Below are 648 nucleotides of genomic sequence, written 5' to 3' on the forward strand. Positions count from 1 at the left end.
GGCCCCGCCCTTGCCGCCGCTGCCGCCGTTGCCGGCATTGCCGTTGTTGACGACGGGGTTGCCGTTGGCGCCGTTCGCGCCGTTGCCGCCGTTGCCGCCCGCGCCGCCGTCGCCGTGCAGGCTGCCGGTCCCGCCGGCCCCGCCGTTGCCGCCGTTGGCGCCCGGGGTGACGGCGTTGAAGCCGTTGCCGCCGGCGCCGCCGTTGCCGGCGTGCGCCGTCGATGCCGACCCGTTGGTGCCGGAGACGCCCTGGACGGAGCCGGTACCGCCCGCTCCGCCGAGGCCCCCGGCTCCGACTTGGCCGCCGTTGCCGCCGCGGCCCCCGTTCGGGGTGCTGGCGTTGCCATTAGCGCCCTTACCGCCGTCGCCGGGGTTGCCGCCCGTGCCGCCGTTGGCGCCGTTGCCGCCCGCGCCCTGCTGGCCCGCGATTCCGTGCGCCGAGGCGCCGCCATCGCCGCCGTTGCCGCCGATTCCGCCCTTGCCGCCCTGCATGCCGTTGCCGCCGTTGCCGCCGGCGGCACCCGCGGTGGTGGCGTTGGTCCCGGCCGCTCCGTTGCCGCCGGTGCCACCGGTGCCGGCGTTGCCGCCGGTGCCGCCCGCGCCGCCGTGGCCGTCGCCGAGCGAGGCGCCGCCGGCGCCCCCGTTGCC

General features: G+C 79.8%; 1 pseudogene. It reads right to left on the reverse strand.

Features of this window, described 5'->3' with window-relative positions:
• Positions 1–648: pseudogene (locus EJK91_RS23230) on the reverse strand (PE family protein); the annotation flags it as partial.

This window comes from Mycobacterium sp. P7213 (assembly GCF_900604305.1).
GTDB lineage: Bacteria > Actinomycetota > Actinomycetes > Mycobacteriales > Mycobacteriaceae > Mycobacterium.